Here is an 18,291-nt window from a genome sequence, read left to right as displayed (position 1 = left end):
AATGCGGCAAGCTTAACCTGTCAGCAGGGTTGTCAACAGCGCTCGCCACCGATTTCAGGCTGTTGCCGAACCCTGATCTGTACTATGGTGGTGGTTTTGCAAGGCGCATGAGCAAGAGCCCGCGATGATCGAGAGTGCCGCTTCGAAACCCTGGGCAGGCCGTTTTTCTGAGCCCACCGATGCCTTCGTCGAGGCCTTTACCGCCTCGGTCGGCTTCGACCAGCGCCTGTATCGCGAAGATATTGCCGGCTCCATCGCCCACGCCCGGATGTTGGCGCGCCAAGGCATCCTGAGCGACGAGGAATCCGAGGCCATCAGCGCGGGCCTCATGCGTATCCAAGCTCGGATCGAGGCCGGAGGCTTCGACTGGTCCGTGCCGCTCGAAGATGTCCACATGAACATCGAGGCGGCGCTGACGGCCGAGATCGGCGAAGCCGGCAAGCGCCTCCACACTGGTCGCTCGCGCAATGACCAAGTGGCGACTGACATCCGCCTTTGGCTGCGCAGCGAGATCGATGCCATCAACGCAGCGCTGCAGTACCTGCAAGATACGCTGCTCGACCTTGCCGAGCGCGAGGCCGAGACCATCATGCCGGGCTTCACTCATCTTCAGGTGGCGCAACCGGTCACCTTTGGTCATCACATGATGGCCTGGCAGGCGATGCTCGAGCGCGATGCTGGGCGCTTTGCTGATTGCCGAAAGCGGATGAACCAGATGCCGCTCGGCGCCGCCGCGCTGGCTGGCACCAGCTACCCGATCGATCGTGCCTACACCGCAGAGCAGCTCGGCTTCGATGCGCCCTGCGAGAACTCGCTCGATGCCGTCTCTGATCGCGACTTCGCGATCGAATTCGTTGCCGCGGCCTCGATCCTGATGATGCACCTGTCGCGCTTCGCCGAAGAGCTCATCCTCTGGGCCTCGGCGCAATTTGCCTTCATCGAGCTCTCGGATAGCTTCTGCACCGGCTCCTCGATCATGCCGCAGAAGAAGAATCCAGACGTCCCTGAGCTCATCCGCGGCAAGACTGGCCGCATCTTCGGTCACCTGATGGCGCTGCTGACGCTGATGAAAGGGCAGCCCTTGGCGTACAACAAAGATAATCAGGAAGACAAGGAGCCCTTGTTCGATACCGCGGATAACCTGCGCGGCTCGCTCAAAGTCTTTGCTGAGATGATGGCGAACGTGCACTGCAAACCAACGCGCATGCGTGAGGCCGCCAACCAAGGTTTCTCGACCGCGACCGATCTTGCCGATTATCTGGTACACAAGGGCATTGCCTTTCGCGACGCGCATGAGGTCGTTGGCAAGGCCGTCGGCTACGCTGTTCAGCAGGGGCGTGATCTGGCCGAGCTGAGCCTTGATGAGCTGCGACGCTTCTCGCCCGCCATCGGCAGCGATGTCTTCGACGTGCTGAGTCTCGAAGGCTCGGTAGCGGCGCGCGACCACTTGGGTGGCACCGCACCAGCGCAAGTCCATGCGGCGATTGCGCGAGCCCGCTCGCGGCGTGCCCCAACGCGCTGAGCAGCCAGGGCGCAGTTTGCTCAACTGGCGCACCGCTGCCATGATCTCGGGCGCGCGCATGGGGTGCGATCATGCCTGCTGAGCGCGCACGGCAGTTTCCAAACCCAGATCTGGCACCGCGTCTCGTGCTCTTTCCGATCGTTGGCGGTGGTGTCGCGCTCGATTGGTTGCTCGATCCAGCGTTGATCCAACAGGCGCGCATCGCCTTCACCGCGCACCAGCCGGTCGCCAAGCTTTGTCTTCGACGTGCCGATGCCGACCGGGCCCTCCTCGCCGTGGCGGTCTTAGCCGACCTCAGCCGCCATCCCGCCGGCTTCGCTCGCTTCGAGGCGCCGGTCGTCGGCCCGCTGCAGGCTGAGCTTGGCCTTGAAGGGGCGCGCGATGGTGGCTGGCTGCTGCTGGCGCGCTCGAACCGGTTAGAGGCGGTTCCCGAGCCAATGCCGAAGGTCGCGGGACAGTCCGCGCTCCTGGCGACGATAGACTCCCGGCTGTCTGCTTCAGAACCAGCCCCCGATCTGCGCGCGCTCAACCCTCATTCGGCACCGGCATCGGCACTAGCACCAGCGTCGGTTGAGTCCAAGGCCGTGCCGCTGTTAGCGCAGGCTGATCTGGCAGAGCAGGTCGAGATGGCGTCCGTGCTTGATCCTGACCACCCGAGACTCGCGCCAAGCCGGCGTGAGTTGTCGCTCGTGACCCGCTTCCCCGATGTCTCCTTGGCTGCGCGCTCGGAACGTCCGGAGCTGCGCGGTAGCGACTTTCCGCTGGTCGGTGTTAATCCTCCGCATGCTGGAGGGGTTAGTGGGCTGGCGTTTCAGAAAGCCGATGATCTTGCCTTTGTTTTGGGCCCTCGTTTGGGTTCTAGTTTGGACGCTCGTTTAGCTCCTCGTTCAGCCTCGGATTCGCCCTCTGGTCCAGTTGTCGAGGCGGCCCCCAAGCAGGTTCTATTGGACCAGAAGCCGCCAAACCGGCAAGATGTTGTGCCATCGGAAACGCGCGCCTCGCGCGGTAGCGGCCCCCTTTCCCCCTATCCATCCGGCCAAGGGGCAGTGATCCGCGGCGAATTGCAGGTCTTTGGCAGCGCCCCTCCGGGCAGTCTGCTCGACCTTGGCGGGCACCCGTTTCGCGTCGGTTCGGGTGGGCGTTTCTCGTTTCGTGTCGCGCTTGACGACCCCGATCTGCTGGCCGCGCTCCTCGCGCGGCTACCGCGGCTGCCGGTCGACGAGCGCGAGTCCTGATCCTTATCGATAGCTGATTGAGAACGGTTGTATGTATATCCTGATGGCCACGCCGGAGTGCGCGCCGGTCGCCAAGGCCGGTGGCCTCGGCGACTTCGTGCAGGGACTGTCTCGCGAGCTTGCGGCTCAAGGCCACCAGGTCGAGGTGATCCTGCCGAAATACGACTGCTTGCGCTATGACCGCGTCGAAGACATGGCCATGGAGCATCCAGATCTCTGGGTGCCCTTCTTCGACCGTACCCTGCATTGTGATGTCGAGGTGGGTTTGGTTGATGGGCTGCGCTGCTACTTCATCGATGCCCATTCAGAGCATGGCTTCTTCAACCGCGGCGCTATCTATGGTGACGCTGATGATCCTGACCGCTTTACCTTCTTTTCGCATGCCATCCTCGCGTTCCTAGTGGCCTCCGGTAAGCGTCCCGATATCATCCACTGCAACGAATGGCAAACCGGGCTGGTGCCGGTGCTGCTGTTCGAGCGCTACACCAAGCTCGGGCTGGCGAAGACCCGCGTTTGCTATTCATTGCATAACCTTGGTCATCAAGGTTGGACGACGCCCAAGGTGCTGGAGATGAACGGCTTGGATGTCGATCGCCTGATGGTCCCTGACCGCCTGCAAGATCCCGGTAACCCGCAGACCCTCAACCTGATGAAGGGTGGTATCGTCTTCTCCAACTTTATCACTACGGTCTCGCCGCGCTATGCCTGGGAGATCCAACACACCGACCAGGGGGTTGGCCTGCAAGGCGTTCTGCGGACCCACGACCGCAAGTTCGGCGGCGTACTCAACGGCATCGACACCACTACCTGGAATCCAGCCACCGACCCCTTTATCGCCGCCAGCTACGACCTGGAAAAGCTCCCCGCGAAGGGAGAGAATAAAGTCGCCCTGCGCGAGCGCTTGGGTCTGGTCGATGCCCCCAGGCCGATCGTTGCCGTGGTGAGTCGACTCGACCGCCAGAAGGGCATCGACCTGATGCGTCATGGCATCGACTACAGCCTGGCGCAGGGTGCTCAATTCGTGCTCCTCGGCAGCGCCCAAGAGCCGGCGATCAACGCCATCTTCTGGGATGCAAAGCAGTCCTTAGCCGATCATCCCGACGCCCATCTGGAGCTAGGCTACGATGAGGAATTGGCGCATCTGATCTACGCTGGCGCTGACATGATCCTGATCCCGAGTGTTTACGAGCCCTGCGGCCTGACCCAGATGATCGCGATGCGTTACGGCTGCGTGCCCATCGTGCGGCGGGTCGGCGGTCTCGCGGATACGGTGTTCGATGCCAACTACAGCGATCGCCCCTACGAAGAGCGCAATGGCTACGTCTTCGATGAGCTGACCTTTGAGGGGCTAGAATCCGCGCTCGGGCGTGCCATCGGTCTCTGGCAGCAGCATCCGGACCATTTCCGCCAGCTCCGACTCAATGGCATGCGAATGGACAACTCCTGGGCTCGACCCGCTCAGGACTACCTCAATATCTACGAGCACATCCGTGTCTGCTAGTGCGTTGTTAACGAGCGACCCGAACAGCCTTCCTCGGCCCGATCCCATCAGTGCGGCCCTCAGCGCGCATATCGACCTGGTACAGGCACTTGAGCAACTGCGCGCCCCGATCGAGACCTTTGCCACGGAGGTTTCTACCGCCATCGAACGCAGCGGCCGTGTGTTTTGGATGGGTAACGGCGGCAGCGCAGCCGATAGCCAGCATCTGGCTGCGGAGCTGGTCGGTCGCTTCGAGCGCGAGCGTCCCGGCCTCCCGGCAATCGCGCTCACCTCTGACACGGCAGTGCTGACGTCGGTCGCGAACGATTATGGCTTTGAGTCCGTGTTTGCGCGTCAGGTCGAGGCGATGTGCCGCCCTGGCGATGTCCTCGTCGGCCTATCCACCTCCGGCAACAGTGCCAATGTCGTGCGGGCCATGGAGCGCGCTGAGCGGCTTCAGGTCTACCGTGTCGGCATGACCGGAGAGGGCGGTGGGCGTCTGCGACACTGCTGCGAGCTTTGGCTCGAGGTGCCCTCGACCAATACCGCTCGTATCCAAGAGGCACAGATGCTCATCGGCCATATTCTGTGCGACCTGGTCGAGCAGCGCGCGTACAAGGCCGCCAACGCGCGTTGAGTCGAGTCGCGTCGCTATGTCCAGAGACGCAGCGTCAGCTCCAGGGTCGGTCCCGGAACAGGGATCCGAGCCGTTGTGGGGAGGCTCAGCCGCGCAGCTACCGGGTCCAGTCCTGGCCGCTGTGCGTCACTGCTTCGGCGGTGGAACTGTCTTAGTCGTCGGCGATCTGATGCTCGATCGCTACCTTTGGGGGCAGGTTGGGCGCATCTCTCCGGAGGCTCCGGTGCCTGTGCTCCACCTCAACCGCGAGACCGAAACCGCTGGCGGTGCAGCCAACGTTGCCCGTAACCTGGTCGGGCTCGGGCTGCGGGTGAGCATCGCCGGCGTCACTGGTGAGGACGAGAATCGCCAGCGTCTGCTCCAGCGACTGGCCGAGCAGGACATCGAGACTAGCGCCGTGCTGGTCGATCCAACCCGGCCGACCACCACCAAGACCCGGCTGCTCGGCAATCACCAGCAGATGTTGCGCATCGACGCCGAGCGCCTCGCGCCGCTCAGCGCCGAGCTCGAAGATTGCCTGTTCGCGTCGATCCAGCCGCAGTTGAGTGCCGCTTCGGTCTTGTTGCTGTCGGACTATGCCAAGGGCGTGCTGTTTGGCGGTCTTTGCCAACGTCTGATCGGCGCCGCCCGTGAACAGGGCCTTCCCGTGCTTGTTGACCCTAAAGGTCGCGACTTCAGCCGCTATCTGGGCGCTAGCCTGATCACGCCAAACCGCGCCGAGCTGGCGCAAGCGGTGGGCGTCGATCCAGCCGATCTCGAGTCGCTGACCGCCGCCGCCAAACGGATGCGCGCTGAGCTTCAGCTTGAGCGCTTGGTGCTCACGCTAGGCGAGCTTGGCCTGCTGGTCATCGAACCTGACCGCCAGACCCGCATCCCCGCGGTGGCGCGCGAGGTCTTCGACGTCTCGGGGGCTGGCGATACGGTGATTGCCACGCTGGCTGCCGGCGTCGCGGCCGGACTGAATCCAATCGACAGCGCCCATCTCGCCAACCTGGCTGCCGGTGTGGTCGTGGCCAAGGTTGGCACGGCCGCCGTCAGCCTGAGTGAGCTTGAGCATGCCATCAGTGAGGAGGCGGCCCTCGGGCAGGCCGCGAAGCTCTGCACCCTGACCGAGCTCCAAGCACGGGTCCGCGCCTGGCAGGCACGCGGCGAACGGGTTGTTTTCACCAATGGCTGCTTCGACCTGCTCCACGCCGGTCACGTCAGCTATCTGGAGCGCGCCCGGCGCCATGGCCAGCGCCTGATTATCGGCCTGAATAGCGATCGTTCCGTGCGCGCACTCAAAGGCCCCGAGCGTCCGTTGATCGCCGAGCAAGACCGAGCGCGGGTTCTTGCTGCGCTGGCCGTCGTTGATGCGGTCGTGTTCTTCGATGACGATACGCCGCTCAGACTCATCGAGGCCCTGCGTCCCGAGGTACTAGCCAAAGGCGCCGACTACAGTCCCGAGCAGGTGGTCGGTGCCGAGCAAGTACGCAGCTGGGGCGGAGAGCTCGTTTTGGTTCCGCTGCTCGAAGAACGCAGCACGAGCGGCATCATTCGGCGCATGCAGCGCTGAGGCGATCGCTTTTCTGGTCGGTCCTCCGTCCGGCTCTCCAAACGGCTCTCCAAACGAGTATCAGGCCAAGCCCGAGGCCCAGTCGAAGAGTCCAAGCAACGCCGCATAGCGTGCGCCCTTGCCGATCCAGGTGAGCACGAAGAACAGCATGAAGTTGATGCGCATGATGCCGGCGATGAAGGTCAGGGCATCGCCACCGACCGGCAGCCAGGCCATGAGCAGGGACCAAACACCCCAACGCTGATACCAGCGTTGGGCCAGGCCAAGGCTCTCGGGCTTAAACGGAAACCAGCGCCAGTCTTGGAAATGCAAAAGCCAGCGGCCGAGCGCCCAGTTCACCGCGGCGCCCAAGGTGTTCCCGGCCGTCGCCCAAAGCCAGAGGCTCAGCGGGTCGTAGTCAGCGGCCTGCAGCCCAATCAGCAGCGCTTCGGAATAGAAGGGCAAGAGCGTTGCGGCGACAAAGGCCGCGGTAAATAACCCGAGATAGGCTTCCATGGTCAATGCCTTGGTTGCCGGGCTTCAGCTCGAGGCGAAGATCCCGGTTTGCGCAGGATTAGTGCCGACGTGCAGCACGCATCTAGGGGCCTGGATGTTGAAGTCGCCGGCAACGATGGTGGCGCTTCCATCGGCGAGTGCCTTAGCGGCATCCATGGCAAGGCTCCTTGCCTGTGCCTCGCGCCTGCGATCGCTGTTCGGCTGGAGGATTGTGGCGCTTGTTCTGCGCTGACCTTTGGCGGATGGCTTGGCTGCGCGCTAGGCATCCGGGCTGACTACCGTTGCAGGCTGCCTTGGCTGTTCGCTCGCCTGGTTGATCCATTCGATGATCCGCCGCTCTTGGTAGTCGTAAAACGGGTTATGACGCAGACGCAAGAGCCACTGCGCTGGAATCTTGAGCACCCCGCGCTCACCGCGCACCGCCATCTGGCCCAAGAACAGCTGACCGCTTTGCTCCGGGGGATAGCGTCCGTAGAGTGGATCATCGATCGGGAAGGGTAGGTCGACGTGCGACAGTGAGAGCGCATCCTGAGGCCAAGGCTCTGACAAGGGCTCCCTTGAGGTCGGCTCGGCACTAAACGGGGGCTTGCGCAAGGCGACGACCTCGCGCGTCTTGGGTCCGGCATTGGTGATCAGGGTGAGCTCGAAGGGCAGGCTGGCATCTGCTAGAAGACGCTCGGCGAGCGCGGCGCGCTCGGTCACGAGCAGCGGAGCGGTGACCGCAAACCGATTGATATCATAGAGCAGCAGTGCCTGGCTGCCGGGTGCGAGCTGTCCGAGCAGATGGTCCGCCGCGGCGTCAGCCGAGACCGTTGCATCTACCACGCTGAGCATGGCCAGGGTTGCTGGGAAGTCAGTGATGGGGCCTTGGCGTGCAAGCTGGCGTACCCGCGCGGAGACTGAGCGCGTCATCCGATGCACCTGCAGGCTCGCATTGGCGCTGAAGGCGTTGTAGTTGAACGGATCGAACTCAGGCAGTAGCGTGGTCCAGGCGACTTGGTCTAGCCCTGGCAGGGTTGACATGCGCACCAGCCAAGGTGTCACCGCGGCCGCTTGCGTGATGCCGATCGCAGGCGAGATCAGCACCAGACTGGCAGGAACCTGCGCCACATCAGCCGTTGCGCCCAGCTCTGATCCCTGATCCTGACCCCGGTCGTCACCCCGATGATCACCCTGCTCGGTGCTGCTTCGGGCCGCCATCGCATTCAAGCTGTAATCGAGCGCAAGCGCGCCTCCGGTTGAATAGCCGATCATGTGCAGCGGTTTGCCGCCAAGCTGTGCACGCAAGTGGGCCATTCCGAGGCGGGTGGCGGCTGCCATGTCTTCCCAGGTGACCGAGCGCAATCCGGCGGGCGCGGTGCCATGGCCCGGCATGCGCAGACCTAGCACCTGATAGCCTTGATCGGCGAGGGCGAGACCGATCGCGCGCAGGCTATAGGGGCCATCTGACATCCCGTGCAGCAGCAGCACACCGCCAATCGGCTGCTCCGGAGTCAGCTCGAAACTGTGATTCCAGTTCGGGTCTCGATCTCTCGGATCGGCGGCGCTGCCGCTGCTGAAACGGTTGAGCAGTTGGTCGGAACCGGTGGGCGTGTGGGCGTAGACCTTATCATCCAGTTCTTGGAACAGCCTCGCTTCCAACGCTTGGTAATCCGGGAAGGTTGTGATCTCCTGGGCGCGATCAGCGGTGAACTCTTCCTCGAACTCCAGGGTATGCCAAGGTTGCACCGGAGGGCCGCTGCGCACCCATAGCACATAGAGAACGATGACGCCGGTGAGGAATCCAAGGGTCGCGATCAGCGCCCACAGGCCAAGGCGCTTGATCAGATGCTTGAACAGGCGAATAGGGTTCATCATGGCTTCTATCCTGTCAGCGGCCGCGAGTGAGGACTGAATACTGTTTGCCGTCGGGCGTGCGGAATTGGTAGCGCTGTCGGTTCAGTGGGCTGCCGCGGTTGGTAAGGCGCAAGAAGATGTCGTCGAAGTATTCGGGTACCTCAAGGCTGAAGTTGTGGAAATTCCGGGTGCGGTTCACCGGCGTCACGTCGACCAGCTCGACGCGACCATTGTCGCTGTCGGTCAACTCCAGGAGCTGCTCGATCTCGTCGATCAGCTCGGCGTTGACCTTGTCGAGCGTGCTCTCTCCCAAGCGTCGCTGCAGATTGATCAATCGGCTCAACAGCAGGGCTCGATCATTCGATGAGACATAGATCGTGGTGTCGTCGACCAGGGCGGCGAGCTGGTGCTTGAACTGCGCGTTGAACTGGCCGTAGCTGATGTCGGGGGCCGTCAGCACGACATCGCTGATCGCGCGCTCGGCATCGGCGAACGATGGCTCCTGGGCGAGATGGGCAATGGCATCGACAATGACCTGAGCGCCGAGACTATTGGCGGCCACCCACAGCTGCTGCGGGCGGACCTCGTCGATGAGCAGACGTAGCACCGCCGCGAGCTCGCTGCCGGAGGCGGTCGCGATTTGGCGTGCCCGGCGATACCCACGCAAGCTGTCACCCTGATTGGCCGGCCAGTCGAAGACGATGACAGGCGCGTTGATATCGAGGATATGGGCGAGGAAGGCGGTGCCGCGCATCGCAAAGTCGAGATCGGTGCGAAGCCCATGCACCAATAGGAGCAACCCGCGATGGGGCGAGGCCGACACCATCCCGCGCATCTGATGGATGAAAGCGGTGCGATCAAGCCGCGTGAGACGGGTGATCCTGATCTCCTCATCCAAGAGCCAACGGCTTTCATCAAGCCACATGCCAAGACCGAGGGTGGGCTCGATCTCGGTATCGAAAGAGCCGAAGGTCAGCTGCGACGAGCGCTCCGTGCCGAGCCGTTCGATGAGTGGCTCGTCACCCACCCGAGCGACACGATTCGTGGCGAAGAAGAAGCGAAACGCATCGCTGTTCTCGACGCGCGCGACCTGCATGCGCCGGAACTCGAAGGATTCGGCTCGACTCAAGCTACGGTTGGTCGCGATGAAGAAGAGGTAGCCACCGATGGCGGCCAGCAGCATCAGCAGGAAACCGCCGAGCCAAAGCGCACGTTTGGTGGATCTGTTCATCGCCGAAGTTCATCGCCGAAGCGTCGCATGGTCCATGACCCGAGAGATTAACCGCAGACAGTCGCGGCGGCCAGCCCCAGGCCGAAACGGTTGACTCTCGGGTCTCTGCCGCCGTGGCGCGGACGTTAGTCGCCGTTCTCGGTGGACTGGTAGCCGCAACGCGTCACGCTGGTCCCTGGTGCGGGCTGGGACTCATCATCGAGCGCGGCGCGAAGCCGGTCGCACAGGGTCTGCAAAACCTTGATTCGCGCGAAGGGCTTGTCGTTGCCTTCGACCAGCGTCCAGGGGGCGTATTCGGTACTGGTGCGGGCGACCATCTCGTTGACAGCGATCTTGTACTGCGGCCACTTCTCGCGGTTGCGCCAGTCTTCATCGGTGATCTTGTACTGTTTATAGGGCGTCTGTTCGCGATCCTGGAAACGCGCTAGCTGCTCGTCCTCGCTGACATGAAGCCAGAATTTCAGCAGCAGGGCGCCGTTCTCGACCAATTGCTCCTCAAAGTCGTTGATCTCGGCATAGGCGCGACGCCACTCGTCCTCGGCGGCGAAGCCTTCGACGCGCTCGACCAACACGCGGCCGTACCAGGAGCGATCGTAGATGATGATGTGTCCAGCACGGGGTAGATGGCGCCAAAACCGCCACAAGTAATGATGCGCCTTCTCTTCGTCGGTGGGAGCGGCGATGGGGATAGTGCGATAGATGCGGGCATCGACGGCGCTGGTGATGCGGCGGATCGCACCGCCCTTGCCGCCGGCATCAACCCCCTCAAACACCAGGACGGTCGTGCGCTTGCGGTTGTAGGCCTTCCAGGCAAGCTCGTTGATCTCGCGTTGGTACTGCTTTAGGGCCTCTTTGTAGTCGTCGCGCGATAGGCTTTGGGTCAGATCGAGCTGGTCAAGCAAGGTAATCTGCGCGCTCGCCGATTCAGGCAGGTCAAGTGGCTCGGCGGTTGCGGGCGGCTCGTTGGGAAGCGGTTGCTGGAGTCGAGCGCGAATCGCTTGCAGCAGGGTCTTACCGACGGTGAGATCCCGATAGCGTTTGTCTTCGGCCTCGATCAGATACCAAGGCGCGATGCCGCGGTCGGTTTGCCGGATGACGCGCTCGGCGACATATTCAAACAGCTGATACTGCTCGGTAAATTTCGACGACTTCTTGGGCAGCATCTTCCAACGACTGCGATCGTCGCGCGACAGCTCTTTGAGTCGGTTCTTTTGGTCTTCCTCTGACAAGTGAAACCAAAATTTCACCACCAGCGCGCCGTCTTGGGTCAGTGAGCGCTCGAAGTCGACGATGCGCGCCAGCTCGGCGTCGAGTGCGGCATCATCGCATTCGCCGCGAAACCGGTGCTCGATCGGAGCGAGATACCAGCCGCCGAACAGAATCGCGATCTCGCCGCGGGGTGGTAGGGTGCGCCAGAAGCGCCAGTAACGCGGCCGCTCTCGTTCCTCGTCGCTGAAGTCCCAAAACGCGAAGGTCTGCATGCCGCGCGTGTCCAGCCACTCATTGAGTCGATTGACCACCTCGCCTTTGCCGGCGGCTTCAACGCCAGCGACGATGACGATGACGGGGATATTGCTTTCCCGCAGTTCACGCTGCGCCTCGAGCAAGTGCGTCCGAAGTTCGTCGCGTTGCTCTTTGAAGTCTGACTTGCTGACCGATCGGCCGACCTTCGCTGCCTCGAACATATGCGTGATACTCGCTGAGCTGTGCTGTCGAATCCTCTCCGGCACGAATCATCGCATGCAGCGGTGATGGCTGATAGTGCCCGGCTAACCTTTACAGATGGCTTTAGGCGATTGCCGGAAAAAGCGCGTACCGAATTGCGCAGGATGTTCGTTTGCCTTCAAGGAGCGTCGCCGGGAGCATAGCCGAGCTATGTGACCGGCGATGCGACGCAGAAGGCGAGCGAAAAGACAAGCAAGGCGGTATGAGCTTTGACAGAAATCGCCTTAAAGATGGGCCTTGCGAGACAGCCCTTGCGAGACAGTCTCTCAACCTGAACGGAACAGGTTCTGCTACAGGGTCTGCTTGGTCAGCTCGATGGCGCGCGCCAGATGGGCTTCGGGGGTATGGAAGTGTGGTGAGAAGCGTAGCCCACCCCCGCGGCTCGCGCACATCAGGCCCTGTTTCATCAGTTGTTGATACAGCCATTGCTGATCCACGCCCGGCACGCGGAAGCTGAGGATGCCGGCACGCCGTAACGGCAGACGCGGCGATAGCAGTTCGAAGCCGGCCTGGTCGACAAGCTCGATCAGACGCTCGACCCGGGCCTCGATCGCGGTGGCGATGGTTTCCGCGCCGGTCTCTTCGAGCAGCGAGAGGCTGGCCTCGAGGGCATGGATGCCGAGCATGTTCGGGCTGCCGCATTCGAAGCGCCGTGCACTGGCCGCTGGCCGCCAGTCTTGGCGATCAAAGGCTCCCATGTCTTCGACCATGTGCCAGCCGAATTCGGTGAGTCGTAGTTGCTCACGCAGCGCTGGCCGACACCAGAACAGGGCCAGCCCTTCCGGTCCGAGCAGCCACTTGTGACCATCGGCGACGAGAAAGTCGACCGGGGTCTCGGCGAGATCGAACGGCAGGGCGCCCAGGCCTTGGATCGCATCCAAACAGAGCAGAATCCCGCGGTCGCGGCAGGCCGTGGCAAGTCGGGCGATATCCAGACGCTGTCCTCGGCCATACTGCACCCAGCTCACAGCAAGCAGGCGCGTGCGCGCGTCACAGAGCGCCAGCAGATCGGCCTCCGGGTCCGCACTGAGGGCCAGGTCGAGGGCGCGCAGCTCAACCCCGCGTTCGGCCAATGTCTGCCAAACGATGCGGTTGGAGGGAAACTCCTGCGCGATGCTGACGATGTTGTCGCCGACCTGCCAAGCTAGCCCTTGGGCGACGAATGACAGGCCTTCCGAGGTGCTCTTCAGCAGCGCGATCTCCTCCGCCGAGCGGGCCCCAATCAGACGCGCCGCGCGCTCGCGAAGCCGCTGCTCGACCTCGAGCCAGACCGGATAGCGCCGCGAGCCGAGCCGACCCTGCTCGGCGGCGAAGCCTGCGACTGCTGCCACCGTGCGTTGTGGCCAGGGCGCAATCGCAGCGTGATTGAGATAGAGGATATCGGGATCGAGGTCGAAGTCTGGGTGCATAAGGATGGCTGATCGATTGCTTAAGCTGCGATCATGCCAGTAACTGTACCGGCCATGCTATCCGAACAGGGCCCGACCAATACTGCTCGCCGAACAGTGTCTGCCGAACAGGGCCCGCGGAACAGGTTCCGGCACAGATGCGGGGTCTGACTGACCGGCCTGTCATCGTTATAATCCTGTGCCCAAGCCACGGCTCTGCCGCCCTGTCCCGATCCGCCTAGGAAGCCCCATGCCTGCAGCTCCCGCGTTCCCGCTCACTGCGTCACAAGGTCTGTTGTTTGTCGTCTCCGCGCCCTCGGGAGCCGGTAAGACCAGCCTGGTCGCCGCGCTGCTTAAGCGTGATCCAGCCCTTTCGCTTTCCGTCTCCTACACCACCCGTGCCCGCCGCTCGGGCGAGATCGATGGCAAACACTATCATTTCGTCGATCATCAGCGCTTCGAGCAGATGATCGCCGAAGGTGCCTTCATCGAGTATGCGCGCGTCTTCGATAACGCTTACGGTACGGCGGAATCCTCGCTGCGCGAGACCCTCGATGGCGGCCAGGATCTGTTGCTCGAGATCGACTGGCAGGGCGCGCGTCAGGTTCGGGAGCGCTTTCCGCAGGCGGTGTCGATCTTCATCGTGCCGCCATCGCTCTCTGCGCTCGAGGAACGGCTGCGTGGCCGCGGTCAGGACAGCGATGAGGTCATCGGCGAGCGCATGGCCAAGGCATGTCATGAGCTCTCGCACTGGGATGAATATGACTATCTGGTCGTCAATGACCGCTTCGAGCAGGCGCTTGGCGATCTTGGCGCTATCGTCAAGGCCGAGCGCTTGCGCCGGCCGCGGCAAGCCGCGCGCGAGCAAGATCGACTGCGCTCGATGCTCGATGCTTGATGCTTGATGCGCACGTCTGCGGCGCACTTCATGCGCACTTCATCCCGTTCGCCGTGGTCATCAATGCAATCATCCTCGAGACTGATCCGCGCGACCAGATGCGCAACAATGTGTCAGGCGTTGTTTTCTGGTAATTTGAGCCTAGGATTCAGAACAGCTTCGCTGTTCATCAGGCCCATTATCAGGCCTATGATCGGACCCACGATCGGACAGATGATCAGACAGATGATCAGACAGATGATCAGACAGACGATCAGACCCAGTGGGCACCGATGTTGAAACGTCTTTCTTTTTTTCCGATTGCACCTAGGTATGTCGCCCATCGGGCCGACGATCAGGGTGTGACCGGTTTGGTTTTGGAGTATTCGCATGGCTCGCATCACTGTCGAGGATTGCCTCGAACACGTGGATAATCGTTTTGACCTGGTCTTGGTATCGACCAAACGCGCTCGGCAGTTGGCCAAGGGCGTGGAGCCGCTGCTGCCTTGGGAGAATGACAAGCCGACGGTCATGGCCTTGCGCGAGATCGCTGCCGGACTGATCGAGCCGCAGACCTTGGAAGAGGGTGACCGCGCGGCTCAAGATGCCGCCGAGGCACTGGAGCGAGCGCTGGCTGAGGAGCTTGCGTCACGGGATGCAGAAGACTGAGTTGGATACTGCACTGAGTCGTCCCTGTGCGGGGGCTTCGGCACCCGTCATGCCCGCGCTCGCCTATGCTCCGCCCACAGATCAGCGCTCGGTCAACCCTCGGCAAGACCAATCTAGGCAGGCCGTAGGCGCTGCATGCGACATGGGGCCGAGTTGTTATCGGCAGACCGACAACGAGCCTGCGCGTTTTCTGATCAGCGATCTTCTCACCGAGCTTGAGACCTATCTGCCGCGCGATCAGATCAGCGAAGTCTATCGCGCCTACCTCTTTGGCGCCGAAGCGCATCAAGGCCAGGAGCGGCAAAGTGGCGAGCCATACATCTACCATCCGATCGCGGTGGCACGCATCCTCGCCGAGATGCGGATGGATTACCAAGGCCTAATGGCAGCGATCTTGCATGACGTGATCGAAGACACGCCAACGGCGAAAGAGCATCTTGCCGATACCTTCGGCGATGATGTTGCCGAGCTTGTCGATGGGGTAAGCAAGCTGACGCAGATCGACTTTCCCTCCCGCGCCGAGGCGCAGGCAGCAAGCTTCCGCAAGATGATGCTGGCGATGACGCGCGATATCCGCGTCATCCTGATCAAGCTCGCGGATCGCCTGCACAATATGCGCACCCTGGATGCCATGATGCCCGCCAAGCGCCGGCGCATCTCGCGCGAGACCCTCGAGATCTACGCGCCGATCGCCAACCGGCTCGGCATCAACCGGATTCGGCTCGATCTGGAAGACCTTGGGTTTCGCCATCACTGGCCCTGGCGCCATGCGGTGTTATCGCGCACGGTGGGCGAGAAGCTACAAGGCCGGAGCGAGACGGTTGCCAAGGTTGAGGCCGCGCTGCGAGCCCGACTTGAGGCGGAAGGGATTGCGGCCGAGGTTTTCGGTCGTGAGAAGCATCTTTACAGTATCTATCGAAAGATGAGCGCCAAGCGGCGCTCGTTCGAAGACATGGTCGATGTCTTTGGCTTTCGCGTCATCGTTGACCGTGTAGATACCTGCTACCGCGTCCTCGGTCAGGTGCATGATCTCTACAAGCCGGTTCCGGGGCGCTTCAAGGATTACATCGCGATCCCGAAGTCGAACGGTTATCAATCACTGCACACCGGGCTTATCGGCCCTCAGGGCGTGCCGATCGAGATCCAGATCCGGACAGCGGACATGAACCAGCTCGCTGAGTCTGGCATTGCCGCGCACTGGATGTACAAGAACAGCGGCGAGGCCAGTGGTCCGCAGGCGGCCGCGAAGGATTGGCTGCAAGGACTGCTCGAGGTCCAGCGTGATTCCGGCAACTCGCAAGAGTTTCTCGAACATGTCAAGGTCGACCTATACCCCGATGAGGTCTATGTGTTCACGCCCAAGGGGCGCATCCTGGTGCTGCCGATGGGCGCGACCGTGGTCGACTTCGCTTATGCGATTCACTCGGACGTGGGCAATACCTGCGTCGCAACACGAATCGATCGTCGTCTGGCTTCCTTGCGCACACCGCTGCGCAGCGGGCAGACCGTGGAGATCATCACCGCACCCGGCGCGAAGCCGAATGCCGCTTGGCTCAACTTCGTCGTGACCGGAAAGGCGCGTGCCAGTATCCGCAGTTACCTGAAGAATCTGCAGAACCGTGAAGCACAGGCGTTGGGCCAACGCATGTTGTCGGCCGAGCTGGCCGCCTTCGGGCTGACGCTGGAGCAAGTCGGCGAGCCGCGCATCCTGGCGCATGCGGTCGAGACTGGTCTGGAAGACAGCGACAAGCTGTTCGCCGAGATTGGGCTCGGCAATCGCATGCCGATGCTGATTGCACGGCGTCTCGCCGGGCCGTCCGAGCCGATGCCGGGTGGTGAGGTCGCTGCGGCGGGCCCGGGTGCACCTGAGACGAGCAACGGTGCACCAGGAAGCGCGCGCCGACTCGCGATTCGCGGCACCGAGGGGATGGTCGTGCACTTCGCCCGTTGCTGCAGGCCCATCCCGGGTGATCCGATCACGGGCCTGTTCAGTGCGGGTAAGGGGATCGTGGTGCATCGTAACGAGTGCGGAAACCTCGGCGATTTTCACTCGAAGCGTGACAAATGGCTCGAGGTCGAATGGGCAGAGGACCCACAGGCCGAGTTTCAGACCGAGATCCGGGTGGATGTGGGCAATCGCCGCGGTGCATTGGCCACCCTTGCCAGCGCCATCGCCGAGCAAGGCTCGAATATCGAGAACGTGAATTCGCGTGATAAGGATGGTATGACGACGACGCTCGACTTCCTCGTCAACGTGACCGGCCGCAAACATCTCGCCGGCATCATGCGTCGTCTACGCCAGATCCCGACCGTGACGCGCATCGTGCGACTCTCCAATGCGGGCCGCTCGCGCGATGGCTACGGCAAGCATTAAGGGGAGCGTTAGCGCCGTCGGTCGCGAAACGGACGTCGCCCTCGGTACGCGGTGATCTGCTGCACGATGACCTGAAAGGGCAGGTTGTCCAGATGACCAAAGCGGCTGACCGCTGCCTCGACGATGGCGTCCACATCGTCGATGGTCTTTGGCACCTCCGCATCCGGGTTGAGTGCCAGATACAGACCACGTAGACCTCCCACTTGAACGCGCATCGCCTTCGCGTGCGGCAACGCAGAACCCCCATCGATGGTTCTCAATGCGAAGCGTGCTTGACCGCGCAGCAGCGCCAATAGGCTTAGGCAGCGCGCCTGCGCCTCATCGGTCTTGCATTGGACCCCTTCGCGCTCGGCAATGCAGAAGCGCTCGGCACGGCTGCAGGCACATTGATTGGTCAGGATGCTCTTCTCGAACGGGCAGTAGCGCTCGTTGATGCGGCTATAGGTCTCGCGGAAGACTTGGTTGTCCATAGCGATAGGGCCTCTGACTATTTGCCGGTCAGCTCACTGAGCCGGCGGCGGTCGCGTTTGGTCGGCCGCCCGCCCTCAACGCGTAAGCTCGGCCCAGCGGCTCGGCGCGCTTGGACCCTCTCTTGACGCTTGAGCCGGCTCTGCTCGTCCTCCTCGAACAGCAGCGCTGCTTCGCTGGCCGGGCGGCGTTGCTTGGAGACGGCCTTGACCTCAATCTGCCATTCCAGCTGTCCTTTGTGGATGCTGAGCTTGGTGCCAGGGCGCACACTGCGGCCTGGCTTAGCGCGCTGACCCTCGACATGCACCTTGCCGCCGTTGATGGCCTCTACCGCGAGTGGGCGCGTCTTGAAAAAACGCGCGGCCCAGAGCCATTTGTCGAGCCGCTGGCTGCCTAGCGCTTCGGTGTCTGCCTGTGCTGCGGTCATCATGTCGGTGCTCAGCGCTCCTCGAGCAAAGGGTCGAGCTTTCCGGCCCGATCCAACGCTGCCATGTCGTCATAGCCGCCGATGTGCTGCTCACCGATGAAGATCTGCGGCACCGTGGTACGGCGACTGCGCTGGATCATAGTGCGCATTTCATGCGGGTCTTTATCGACCCGGATCTCTTCAAATGCGATGCCTTTCTGCTTCAGAAGTCTGCGTGCGCGCACGCAGTAGGGGCAGAAGGCCGTCGCGTACATCTGCACAATGGGCATCATTGCGCTGTTACCCTCGCTAATCGGCGCGCCGGGACCGCTAGGCCAGACCCGGAACACGCGGCTGAACTCTGGACGCTCCAGAGGCGCACAAGGCGCTGAC

General features: G+C 62.4%; 18 protein-coding genes. 9 read left to right on the top strand and 9 right to left on the bottom strand.

The window, feature by feature from the left end; genetic code table 11:
• Positions 1-124: 124 nt before the first annotated feature.
• The 5 genes from argH to rfaE1 all read left to right on the top strand — a co-directional run bounded on the left by argH (position 125) and on the right by rfaE1 (position 6,429).
• Positions 125-1,522, top strand: a complete 1,398-nt coding sequence (gene argH, locus VBE63_RS05395; protein ID WP_323681978.1) for an argininosuccinate lyase — start codon at positions 125-127, stop codon at positions 1,520-1,522.
• A gap of 71 nt (positions 1,523-1,593) precedes the next feature.
• Positions 1,594-2,757, top strand: coding sequence for a hypothetical protein (locus VBE63_RS05390; protein ID WP_323681977.1), 1,164 nt, complete (start codon positions 1,594-1,596; stop codon positions 2,755-2,757).
• A gap of 31 nt (positions 2,758-2,788) precedes the next feature.
• Complete coding sequence (locus VBE63_RS05385; RefSeq protein ID WP_323681976.1) at positions 2,789-4,258, top strand: glycogen synthase; 1,470 nt, start codon at positions 2,789-2,791, stop codon at positions 4,256-4,258.
• On the top strand, positions 4,248-4,874 hold the full coding sequence (locus tag VBE63_RS05380; protein ID WP_323681975.1) for a D-sedoheptulose 7-phosphate isomerase: 627 nt from the start codon (positions 4,248-4,250) through the stop codon (positions 4,872-4,874). The genes VBE63_RS05385 and VBE63_RS05380 overlap by 11 nt, the downstream gene beginning before the upstream one ends.
• Before the next feature lie 121 nt (positions 4,875-4,995).
• Positions 4,996-6,429, top strand: coding sequence for a D-glycero-beta-D-manno-heptose-7-phosphate kinase (gene rfaE1 / locus VBE63_RS05375; protein WP_323682018.1), 1,434 nt, complete (start codon positions 4,996-4,998; stop codon positions 6,427-6,429).
• A 60-nt stretch (positions 6,430-6,489) separates the two neighbouring features.
• Here rfaE1 and VBE63_RS05370 read toward each other — a convergent pair whose 3' ends face one another.
• The 6 genes from VBE63_RS05370 to VBE63_RS05345 all read right to left on the bottom strand — a co-directional run bounded on the left by VBE63_RS05370 (position 6,490) and on the right by VBE63_RS05345 (position 13,125).
• Positions 6,490-6,924 carry a YqaA family protein gene (locus VBE63_RS05370; protein WP_323681973.1) on the bottom strand — a complete coding sequence of 145 codons (435 nt, stop codon included), beginning with the start codon at positions 6,922-6,924 and terminating at the stop codon, positions 6,490-6,492.
• 24 nt (positions 6,925-6,948) lie between these two features.
• Positions 6,949-7,080 carry a hypothetical protein gene (locus tag VBE63_RS05365; protein ID WP_323681972.1) on the bottom strand — a complete coding sequence of 44 codons (132 nt, stop codon included), beginning with the start codon at positions 7,078-7,080 and terminating at the stop codon, positions 6,949-6,951.
• A 102-nt stretch (positions 7,081-7,182) separates the two neighbouring features.
• Positions 7,183-8,781 carry an alpha/beta hydrolase gene (locus VBE63_RS05360; RefSeq protein ID WP_323681971.1) on the bottom strand — a complete coding sequence of 533 codons (1,599 nt, stop codon included), beginning with the start codon at positions 8,779-8,781 and terminating at the stop codon, positions 7,183-7,185.
• Between the two features lie 13 nt (positions 8,782-8,794).
• Positions 8,795-9,991 (bottom strand): alpha/beta hydrolase, encoded by a 1,197-nt coding sequence (locus tag VBE63_RS05355; protein WP_323681970.1) that lies wholly within the window; start codon positions 9,989-9,991, stop codon positions 8,795-8,797.
• Positions 9,992-10,116: 125 nt separating this feature from the next.
• A complete protein-coding gene (pap, locus tag VBE63_RS05350) occupies positions 10,117-11,676 on the bottom strand; it encodes a polyphosphate:AMP phosphotransferase (RefSeq protein ID WP_323681969.1) in 1,560 nt (519 codons plus the stop codon).
• A gap of 330 nt (positions 11,677-12,006) precedes the next feature.
• Entirely contained in the window at positions 12,007-13,125 is a 1,119-nt protein-coding gene (locus tag VBE63_RS05345) for an aminotransferase class V-fold PLP-dependent enzyme (RefSeq protein WP_323681967.1), read from the bottom strand.
• 229 nt (positions 13,126-13,354) lie between these two features.
• On the opposite strand from VBE63_RS05345, the gene gmk reads away from it, so the two are divergent.
• The 4 genes from gmk to VBE63_RS05325 all read left to right on the top strand — a co-directional run bounded on the left by gmk (position 13,355) and on the right by VBE63_RS05325 (position 17,024).
• Positions 13,355-14,002: a guanylate kinase gene (gene gmk, locus VBE63_RS05340; protein WP_323681966.1), complete on the top strand. Its 648-nt coding sequence runs from the start codon at positions 13,355-13,357 to the stop codon at positions 14,000-14,002.
• Entirely contained in the window at positions 14,002-14,136 is a 135-nt protein-coding gene (locus VBE63_RS05335; RefSeq protein ID WP_323681965.1) for a hypothetical protein, read from the top strand. Before gmk ends, VBE63_RS05335 begins: the two co-directional genes overlap by 1 nt.
• A gap of 235 nt (positions 14,137-14,371) precedes the next feature.
• A complete protein-coding gene (gene rpoZ, locus VBE63_RS05330; RefSeq protein ID WP_323681964.1) occupies positions 14,372-14,650 on the top strand; it encodes a DNA-directed RNA polymerase subunit omega in 279 nt (92 codons plus the stop codon).
• Between the two features lie 142 nt (positions 14,651-14,792).
• Positions 14,793-17,024 carry a RelA/SpoT family protein gene (locus tag VBE63_RS05325; RefSeq protein ID WP_323681963.1) on the top strand — a complete coding sequence of 744 codons (2,232 nt, stop codon included), beginning with the start codon at positions 14,793-14,795 and terminating at the stop codon, positions 17,022-17,024.
• Positions 17,025-17,032: 8 nt separating this feature from the next.
• On the opposite strand, the gene VBE63_RS05320 is transcribed toward VBE63_RS05325, so the two are convergent.
• From VBE63_RS05320 to grxC, 3 genes are read right to left on the bottom strand one after another with little or no spacing between them, the layout of a single operon-like run.
• Entirely contained in the window at positions 17,033-17,494 is a 462-nt protein-coding gene (locus VBE63_RS05320) for a hypothetical protein (protein ID WP_323681962.1), read from the bottom strand.
• Positions 17,495-17,511: 17 nt separating this feature from the next.
• Entirely contained in the window at positions 17,512-17,919 is a 408-nt protein-coding gene (locus tag VBE63_RS05315; protein WP_323682017.1) for an RNA-binding S4 domain-containing protein, read from the bottom strand.
• Between the two features lie 11 nt (positions 17,920-17,930).
• Positions 17,931-18,188 carry a glutaredoxin 3 gene (grxC, locus tag VBE63_RS05310; RefSeq protein ID WP_323681961.1) on the bottom strand — a complete coding sequence of 86 codons (258 nt, stop codon included), beginning with the start codon at positions 18,186-18,188 and terminating at the stop codon, positions 17,931-17,933.
• Between the last annotated feature and the right edge of the window lie 103 nt (positions 18,189-18,291).

It is taken from the genome of Lamprobacter sp. (genome assembly GCF_034860625.1).
In the GTDB taxonomy this organism is placed as follows: Bacteria; Pseudomonadota; Gammaproteobacteria; order Chromatiales; family Chromatiaceae; genus Lamprobacter.
Note: the sequence above shows the minus strand (reverse complement) of the source record. Positions and strands in the feature narration are given on the sequence as shown.

Bases quoted from the DNA above. Each gene is read 5' to 3' on its own strand.
- argH (WP_323681978.1), top strand. From the start codon at position 125: ATGATCGAGAGTGCCGCTTCGAAACCCTGGGCAGGCCGTTTTTCTGAG.
- VBE63_RS05390 (WP_323681977.1), top strand. From the start codon at position 1,594: ATGCCTGCTGAGCGCGCACGGCAGTTTCCAAACCCAGATCTGGCACCG.
- VBE63_RS05385 (WP_323681976.1), top strand. From the start codon at position 2,789: ATGTATATCCTGATGGCCACGCCGGAGTGCGCGCCGGTCGCCAAGGCC.
- VBE63_RS05370 (WP_323681973.1), bottom strand. From the start codon at position 6,924: ATGGAAGCCTATCTCGGGTTATTTACCGCGGCCTTTGTCGCCGCAACG.
- VBE63_RS05365 (WP_323681972.1), bottom strand. From the start codon at position 7,080: ATGGATGCCGCTAAGGCACTCGCCGATGGAAGCGCCACCATCGTTGCC.
- VBE63_RS05360 (WP_323681971.1), bottom strand. From the start codon at position 8,781: ATGATGAACCCTATTCGCCTGTTCAAGCATCTGATCAAGCGCCTTGGC.
- VBE63_RS05355 (WP_323681970.1), bottom strand. From the start codon at position 9,991: ATGAACAGATCCACCAAACGTGCGCTTTGGCTCGGCGGTTTCCTGCTG.
- pap (WP_323681969.1), bottom strand. From the start codon at position 11,676: ATGTTCGAGGCAGCGAAGGTCGGCCGATCGGTCAGCAAGTCAGACTTC.
- VBE63_RS05345 (WP_323681967.1), bottom strand. From the start codon at position 13,125: ATGCACCCAGACTTCGACCTCGATCCCGATATCCTCTATCTCAATCAC.
- gmk (WP_323681966.1), top strand. From the start codon at position 13,355: ATGCCTGCAGCTCCCGCGTTCCCGCTCACTGCGTCACAAGGTCTGTTG.
- VBE63_RS05335 (WP_323681965.1), top strand. From the start codon at position 14,002: ATGCTTGATGCGCACGTCTGCGGCGCACTTCATGCGCACTTCATCCCG.
- rpoZ (WP_323681964.1), top strand. From the start codon at position 14,372: ATGGCTCGCATCACTGTCGAGGATTGCCTCGAACACGTGGATAATCGT.
- VBE63_RS05325 (WP_323681963.1), top strand. From the start codon at position 14,793: ATGGGGCCGAGTTGTTATCGGCAGACCGACAACGAGCCTGCGCGTTTT.
- VBE63_RS05320 (WP_323681962.1), bottom strand. From the start codon at position 17,494: ATGGACAACCAAGTCTTCCGCGAGACCTATAGCCGCATCAACGAGCGC.
- VBE63_RS05315 (WP_323682017.1), bottom strand. From the start codon at position 17,919: ATGACCGCAGCACAGGCAGACACCGAAGCGCTAGGCAGCCAGCGGCTC.
- grxC (WP_323681961.1), bottom strand. From the start codon at position 18,188: ATGCCCATTGTGCAGATGTACGCGACGGCCTTCTGCCCCTACTGCGTG.